General features: G+C 70.1%; 6 protein-coding genes, 1 tRNA gene and 1 pseudogene. 2 read left to right on the forward strand and 6 right to left on the reverse strand.

Translation table 11 applies throughout. The features are described from left to right. From G6027_RS11425 to G6027_RS11440, 4 genes and pseudogenes are all read right to left on the reverse strand, one after another. Window positions 1-271, reverse strand: a pseudogene (locus G6027_RS11425) (acyl-CoA dehydrogenase); the annotation flags it as partial. A gap of 20 nt (window positions 272-291) precedes the next feature. Beyond that, a complete protein-coding gene (locus G6027_RS11430) occupies window positions 292-1,464 on the reverse strand; it encodes an acyl-CoA dehydrogenase family protein (protein ID WP_182637294.1) in 1,173 nt (390 codons plus the stop codon). A gap of 90 nt (window positions 1,465-1,554) precedes the next feature. Next, complete coding sequence (locus G6027_RS11435) at window positions 1,555-2,358, reverse strand: crotonase/enoyl-CoA hydratase family protein (protein WP_182637295.1); 804 nt, start codon at window positions 2,356-2,358, stop codon at window positions 1,555-1,557. 144 nt (window positions 2,359-2,502) lie between these two features. Beyond that, complete coding sequence (locus G6027_RS11440) at window positions 2,503-3,336, reverse strand: alpha/beta hydrolase (protein ID WP_346995706.1); 834 nt, start codon at window positions 3,334-3,336, stop codon at window positions 2,503-2,505. Between the two features lie 37 nt (window positions 3,337-3,373). Here G6027_RS11440 and G6027_RS11445 point away from each other — a divergent pair, with 37 nt between their 5' ends. Beyond that, a complete protein-coding gene (locus tag G6027_RS11445) occupies window positions 3,374-3,979 on the forward strand; it encodes a TetR/AcrR family transcriptional regulator (protein WP_182637296.1) in 606 nt (201 codons plus the stop codon). Window positions 3,980-4,118: 139 nt separating this feature from the next. Here G6027_RS11445 and G6027_RS11450 read toward each other — a convergent pair. After that, window positions 4,119-4,191, reverse strand: a tRNA-Thr gene (locus tag G6027_RS11450). A 108-nt stretch (window positions 4,192-4,299) separates the two neighbouring features. Next, window positions 4,300-5,511: a DNA polymerase III subunit delta' gene (locus G6027_RS11455; protein ID WP_182637297.1), complete on the reverse strand. Its 1,212-nt coding sequence runs from the start codon at window positions 5,509-5,511 to the stop codon at window positions 4,300-4,302. A 72-nt stretch (window positions 5,512-5,583) separates the two neighbouring features. Between G6027_RS11455 and G6027_RS11460 the strand changes: the two genes are divergently transcribed. Beyond that, window positions 5,584-7,167: an adenylate/guanylate cyclase domain-containing protein gene (locus G6027_RS11460; RefSeq protein ID WP_182637298.1), complete on the forward strand. Its 1,584-nt coding sequence runs from the start codon at window positions 5,584-5,586 to the stop codon at window positions 7,165-7,167. Window positions 7,168-7,236: the final 69 nt, after the last annotated feature.

Here is a 7,236-nt window from a genome sequence, read left to right on the forward strand (position 1 = left end):
CGGCAGCGGACAAGCGCAGCAGCGTGGCGGCCTCGGCCCACCCCGCGCCGCTGCCGCCGGTGTCCTCGGGGGCTGTGAGGCGACCGATCCCCACCTCGGACAGGGACTGCCACACGGCGGCCGCGTCGGGCCGGGCAGTAGGGCCGGAGAACTGTGCCAGGACGTCGGCCATCATCGACTCGAGGTCCTGGTCAATCTCGAGTCCGACGCTCTCGACGCCATCACGGGTTCCGGTGTTCTCCGACTTCGCGTCCCCGGCCCCCGCGTTCATCGCTTCCCCGGTCCCGGCGTTCATCGCATCCCCAGTCCCCGCGCGATCACACCGCGCAGAATCTCGTTGGTCCCGCCCCGCAGGGTGAAGCCGGGCCGCTGGTGCAGGCCGGCACGGAGGAGGTCGGTGAGTTCGGACGCGGCCGCTGCCCCGTCGTCGTCACCGGGTGTGAACTCGTCGCCGAGCCTGGCGGAGACTACTTCGACGATGTCGCCCTCGGTGGTGGTGCCGAGGAGTTTGACCAGGGCTGCGGCGTTGTCCGCCGGTTCCCCGCGTTGGAGTGCTCCGGCGATGTTCTGGCTCAGGGCGTGCAGGCCCGCCATCCGCGCGACCGAGCGGCCGAGATCCGTGCGGGCGGGCAACCGCCCCTCGGAGACGGCCCCGATCTCGGCGGCGAGCAGGCGGAAGGAGGACAGGAACCGTTCGGGCCCGCTGCGCTCGAAGGCCAACTCGGAGTTGACCTGGTCCCAGCCGTTGCCGAGGGTGCCGAACACACGCGAGTCGGGGACGAACACCTCGTCGAGTACCACCTCGTTGAAGTGGTGGTCGCCGGAGAGGGACACGATCGGGCGGATGGTGACGCCCTCGCTGCGCAGGTCGACGATGAACTGGCTCAGTCCCGCGTGACGGTCGGTGGTGTCCAGGGGTTCTGTGCGGGCCAGTGCGATGAACGCCTCCGCGTGCTGCGCTCCGGAGGTCCACACCTTCGTGCCGGTGATCGCCCAGCCGCCGTCGACGCGGACGCCCTTCGTCCGCACGCTGGCCAGGTCGGACCCGGAGTCCGGCTCACTCATGCCGATGCCGAAGCAGCACTCCCCCGCGGCGATCCGGGGCAGGAACTCGCGCTTCTGCTCCTCGGTTCCGTACCGCAGGAGCGAGGGGGCGATCTGCCGGTCGGCGACCCACTGCGCGGCGACGGGCGCCCCGACCGCGAGGAGTTCCTCGGTGACGACGAAGCGCTCCAGGTGCGTGCGTCCCCGTCCGCCGTATTCGGTGGGGATGGCCATCCCGACCCAGCCGTGTTCGGCGAGCCGGCGGGTGAAGTCCTCGTCCCATCGGGTGAGCCAGGTGTCGATCCACGGCGTGAGCCGACCGGCGGCGATCTCCGCCGAGAGGAACGCCCGGACCTCGGCCCGCAGTGCGTCCATGTCCGCCGATGCCAGGGTGGTCGGTGGAACGAGTGCAGAGCTCATCGGTGCTCCTTAGGGGAGGGCTGGCGGTGGTCGTGACGGCGGGTCAGCCGAGCCGGGGCCAGTGGGTCAGCGGGTCAGTGGGTCAGCGGGTCAGCGACCCTCGTACTCCCCCGCACGCTTCTCCCCGAACGCGGTGAGTGCCTCGCGGTGGTCGGCGGTGTGGTGTGCGAGTGCCTGCATCGCCGCCGAGAGCTCGAGCAGCGACTCGAGCGACTGGTGCTGGGACTCGCGGAGCAGACGCTTGGCCATCCGGACCGCGTGCGGCGGGTTCTTGGCCACCCGGCCCGCAAGTGCACGGGCTGCCGGGAGCAGGTCCTCTGGCTCCACCACCTCGTTGACCAGGCCCCACGCGGCGGCCTGCTCGGCCTTGACCCGGTCGCCGGTGAGCGCCATCTCCGCCGCTCGAGCGGGGCCGATCGCCTTGGTGAGCAGCCACGCGCCGCCGTCGCCCGGGATGATCCCGAGCTGCACGAAGCTCTCCGCGAACCACGCCTTCGTCGAGGCCACCCGCAGATCACACATCACCGCCAGGTCGCACCCCGCACCGACGGCGGGGCCGTTCACCGCCGCGATCACCGGCACCTCGCAGTGGTACAGCGCGCGCGGGATCCGCTGGATGCCCGTGCGGTAACCGTCGCGGAGTTCGTAGGGACTGCCTCCGAACATCCCGGCCCTGTCGACCATGTCCTTGACGTTGCCGCCGGCGGAGAACGCCGAACCCGCGCCGGTGAGGACGACGGCCCGGACCTCGTGATCAGCATTGACCTCCGCCACCCGGGCGCACAGGGCATCGACGATCGCCGGGTCGGAGATGGCGTTCCGGGACTCCGGCAGGTTGAGCGTCCACGTCTCGATGTGGTCGGCTCGCTCGACTATCAGGGGCTGAGAGGTCATGGGCACTTCCTGTAGAGGGGGGTCGCAGCCCAACGGTAGCCAAGCGGGTGGCCGCGTCACCACCAATGCTCCGATGCCGCACACTTCCGCACGGGCTCGACCTCGTCGTCGTCGCCCCGGGCTGCTCCCCTCCACTAGCGTGGATCAGCGATGATCCAGCCCTGACCAGAACTCGGTCAGCGCCCGAGAGGTCGCCTCGGGCTGCTCCAGCGCGGGTATCACCCGCGCTCCGCGGACCGTGCTCTCGCGTGCGTCGACCATGTCGGCGGCGACCGCGCGAGCCTGCTCCGGCGTCCACTCGCCGCGGTCGTCGGTGGTGACGAACAGAACCGGGCAGGTCACCTCGAGAGCCGCACGGCGCAGGTCGGTGCGGTTCAGGATCGCGGTCTCGATGGCCCGGATCGTCGCCGTGCGCCCCGCCCGGTCGAGCGAGTCGCGCAGGAGGCCGACGGCCTCACGGTCGTGTGCGCGGGTGCGGTCCGTGAAGAGGGTCTCCTCGATGGCGGACCTCACCGGTCCGTGGGGGCCGATCAGTCGATAGAGCGGGACCAGCATCCGGACCTTGCGACGGAGTGCTCGATCGATCGGATGAGTCGGTGCGCTGACGGCGACCAGACTGCGGATCAGGTCGGGTCTGCGCGCGGCCACTTCCAGGCCGACGTGACCACCCCACGCGTTCCCCAGCCAATCGATCCCGGCCTGCCCAGACGACCGCCGGACCTGCTCCAGCACCTCGATCGCGGCATCCGCGCATGCGGAGATGTCCGTCGAGTCGGACAACGGGTCACTTCTCCCGCAGGACGGAGCGTCGATCAGGTGAAGACGGTGGGCGCCCTTCAGCAGTGGCACCAATCGGTTCCAGCTGGTCGAGTCGACGAACATGCTGTGCCACAACACGAGGGGCGGGCCTTCTCCGACCACGTCGACGTGCAGTCGGCCGAGCCGCGTCTCGACGAATCCCGATTCCATAATTGACATTACACTCCGTAAAACCAATTCTGTCTAGACTCGGTTCATGGCCAGGACCTACTCGTCGGACCTCCGTGCGGAGCGGGCGCGTCTCAATCGGTCAGCAGTGGTGAACGTGGCGCGGACGATGTTCGTCGAACGGGGATGGGTGGCGACGACGATGTCCGACGTGGCCTCCGCCGCCGGACTCACCCGACAGACCGTCTACCAGCAGTTCGACGCAAAGCTGACCCTGCTCGACGCGTGTATAGACCTGGCGTTGTCCGATGGTGCGGACTCCCCCGTCCGCGAACTGCCCGCCTACCTCAAGATGGGCGAGGGATCGATCGAGGACCGTCTTGCCGCGGGTGTGAGCTGGCTGCGCGGGGCCCACGAACGATCGGCCACCATCCAGCACGTGCTCGACGAGGCCGCGGTGGTCGACGACGTCGCCGCGGTGCGACTGGAAGAACGAGAACGCACCCGGTGGGATGAAGTGCGGTGGGCCTCCGGGCTCATCCTCGGATCCCCTCCCGCCGATGCGGTCGTCGATGCGATGTGGATGCTCACGAGCAGGTCCGTGTGGTTGAGGCTGACGCGAGAGCGGGGGTGGACCCCGGAGCAGTGGGAGGGGTGGTTCATTCGCCACGCCAGCGAGGAGCTGCGCGGCTGAGCCTTCCGGGGCGAGGACCTTGACCGGTACGGACGGATCCAGAACAGCGACTCGAGCTTCCGCCACGGCGACACGAGGCAGCCCCACGCAGAACGCCCCTGGCCGCGGTGTCCCGAGATCAGGGGCGTTCGTGATTCTGAGCCGCGTGTCGGAATCGAACCGACGACCTTTTCATTACGAGTGAAATGCTCTACCGACTGAGCTAACGCGGCGAGCCCTTGTGGGGCGAGGCAACTATATACGACCGGCCCGCGCGGCCCGAAAACGCCCGGCGCCCATGGGGGCCGGGCCGCCCGGGGCCTGTTGCCCCAATCGTTGCCTCACCCCAACGCCTCCCGGATGGCCCCCACCATCGCCGACACGGCGAACTTCGGCTTCACGTTGACCTCGATGGCGGCGCGACACTCCTGGATGGCCTCGATGGCCCCCAGCACGGACGCCGGTGGATAGTGCCCCCCGAGGCGCGCCGACTCCTCGGCCTTGTCCGGGTGCACCGGGGCGACGTCCGCGACCCCGAGGCCGGCCATGAGCGCGTCCCGGTAGAAGCCCGCCAGGTCGACCAACGCGAGGTCCAGCGAGTCGCGGGTGGAGCGGGTCCGCCGCGACTTCTGCGCCTTCTCCAACTCCTTGACCGCGCCCGCGGCGCCGCGACCCGCCGCGACCGCCCCCTTCCCGGTGCCGCCCACGCCCATCGCGGTGCGCAGTTCCTCCACCTCACGCTCGTCGTTCTGGGTGTTGCGGGCGAGCGCCTCCTGCTCGGCGGCGCTGACCAACCGGTCGGCCAGCGGGAACGCCCGACCGGGGTTGTGCATGACCATGGGCAGCTCCAACACCACGTCCCGTCGCTCGCGGGTGGCCTCATCGGTGGCCAACCACCTCGCGCGTCCGATGTGCCCGGAGGAGACCGCCGCGGCCCACCGTGCCCGTTCCGGGTCGATCCCACCGCCGGCGAGGAGCGCGCTCTCGACGGCGGCCGCGTCCGGCTGGCGCAGTGCGACGTTTCTCGACCTGGACCGCAGGGTGACCATGATGTCCATCGGGTCGGTCGTGGGCGAACACAGCAGGAAGACCGTACGGCTCGGCGGCTCCTCCACCACCTTGAGCAGCGCGTTGCCGGACTGCTCTGTGAGCCGGTCCGCCTCCTCCACCACGACGATCTGCCAGCGCCCGGTGCTGGGGCGACTGGCGGCGCGGTGGATGGTCTCCTTGACGTCCTTGAGAAGGATGTTGACCCCCTGCGGAGCCAGGAGGTGGACATCGGCGTGGGTCCCCGCCAGCACGGTGTGGCAGGACCTGCACTCGCCGCAGCCCACGATCTCCGGGTGCTCGCACTGCAACGCGGCGGCGAAACACGTGGCGGCGACACTCCGGCCGCTCCCCGGCGGGCCGGTGAACAGCCACGCGTGGACCATCCTCGCGTCCGACTCATCCCACCCCTGACCCGGGACCCGCGCACGCGCGGCCGACGCCGCGGCGGTCAGCTCCGCGACGACGTCGGCCTGACCGGCCAACCGATCGAACACCCCTGGCATGGCCCCACCATATCGCCGCGGTCCGTCACACCTGCGTTCCCGTGACGGGCGCCGGGAACTACCCTTGACCCAATGGAGCGTTGGGTCAGGCTGTTCCGGTGGCTGTGGGCCACCCCCTGGCCCGTCTATGCCCTCACGATGGTTCAGGCCAACATCATCGGCGCGGTCTTCGTCTTCGCGTTCCTGCGCTTCGTCCTCCCGATGGACCGCTTCCTCGACCTGGACCAGTTCCGGTTCCTCAACCAGTACCTGTTCATCGGTTACCTGGTCCTGGCGTTCGTCGGTGGGGTCATCGCATCGACCCTGCTTCTGCTCCCGGTACTCCGGGTCGACCGGGCCGGTGAGGAGTTCGGCGGAGCGATCCGCAACCGGGCCCTGCGGCTGCCCTTCCACCAGGCGCTCATCTCCGGAGCCATGTGGCTGATCGGCACCCTCGTCTTTGTCGTCGCCAATGTGACCCACTCCCCCCGCCTCGCCCTCGTGGTGGGCGTGACGAGCATCCTCGGCGGTACCACCACCTGCCTCATCTCCTATCTCCAGGCCGAGCGGATCATGCGGCCGATCACCGTCCGCGCCCTCGCCCGGGGAGTCCCGGCCAACCGGCACGTCCCGGGGGTCAGGCGGCGGATCTTCCTGGGCTGGGCACTCACCACGGTCATCCCCGTCGCCGGGATCCTGTTGATCCTCACCGGGCAGTGGGTCGGGCTGTTCGGCGACGACCCGGGGCACATCCTCGTGGCGCTCGCGGTGATGGCCAGCGTCGCCGTGATCGCGGGCGCGATCGGCATGGGCCTGGTCTCGGACTCCATCGCCGACCCCGTCCGCGAGATGCAGGCCGGCGTCGGTCGGGTCAAGAAGGGCGATCTGGAGGCCCGCGTCACCATCTACGACAGTTCCGAGATCGGCCGCCTGGGCCAGGGCTTCAACGAGATGGTGACCGGCCTGCAGGAGCGCGAGGCCATCCAGGACCTCTTCGGCCGCTACGTCGGCGAGGACGTGGCGCGGAACGCCCTCGAACGGGGGACGGAGCTCGGGGGCCAGGAGCGGCAGGTCGCCGTGCTGTTCGTCGACCTGACCGGATCGACGGAGTTCGCCGCCGCGCACGAGCCCGCCGAGGTCGTCGCCGTGCTCAACGAGTTCTTCCGCATCGCGGTGGAGGCCGTCGACTCCAACGGCGGTTACATCAATAAATTCCAGGGTGACGCGCTGCTCGCGGTGTTCGGTGCGCCCCTGGAGGTCGAGAACGAGGCCGGACGGGCGCTCCGGGCCGCCCGTGCCCTCCAGAGTCAGCTCGCGGGGCTCTCCCCGCTGTCGGCGGGCATCGGTGTCTCCTACGGCACCGTGATCGCCGGACACATCGGTCACGCCAAGCGCTTCGAGTACACCGTGATCGGGGACCCGGTCAACGAGGCCGCACGGTTGACCACCCTGGCCAAGTCCGAGCAGGGCCACGTCCTGGCATCGGCTGCCGCGATCCGGAACGCCGACGCGCCCGAGGCGGCGAGGTGGGTGCTGGGCCGCAGCGTCGAGCTCCGTGGTCGAGGCATCATGACGCAGCTGGCCCGGCCGCTACGGCCGACTCTTGCGGACCGGTGGCAGGCCGGAAACGTGTCGCTGCGCCCCACCGTCGAGGGTCGCGAGGCCGCCGACACCTGATCAGCTCCGCCAACCGCGAGGAGGGTGGCCGCCAACCGCGAGGAGGGGCGGCCGCGGTCGGCTCAGCGC

Source organism: Dietzia sp. SLG310A2-38A2, assembly GCF_014145095.1.
Classification (GTDB): domain Bacteria; phylum Actinomycetota; class Actinomycetes; order Mycobacteriales; family Mycobacteriaceae; genus Dietzia.

Bases quoted from the DNA above. Each gene is read 5' to 3' on its own strand.
- G6027_RS11430 (WP_182637294.1), bottom strand. From the start codon at position 1,464: ATGAGCTCTGCACTCGTTCCACCGACCACCCTGGCATCGGCGGACATG.
- G6027_RS11435 (WP_182637295.1), bottom strand. From the start codon at position 2,358: ATGACCTCTCAGCCCCTGATAGTCGAGCGAGCCGACCACATCGAGACG.
- G6027_RS11440 (WP_346995706.1), bottom strand. From the start codon at position 3,336: ATGTCAATTATGGAATCGGGATTCGTCGAGACGCGGCTCGGCCGACTG.
- G6027_RS11445 (WP_182637296.1), top strand. From the start codon at position 3,374: ATGGCCAGGACCTACTCGTCGGACCTCCGTGCGGAGCGGGCGCGTCTC.
- G6027_RS11455 (WP_182637297.1), bottom strand. From the start codon at position 5,511: ATGCCAGGGGTGTTCGATCGGTTGGCCGGTCAGGCCGACGTCGTCGCG.
- G6027_RS11460 (WP_182637298.1), top strand. From the start codon at position 5,584: ATGGAGCGTTGGGTCAGGCTGTTCCGGTGGCTGTGGGCCACCCCCTGG.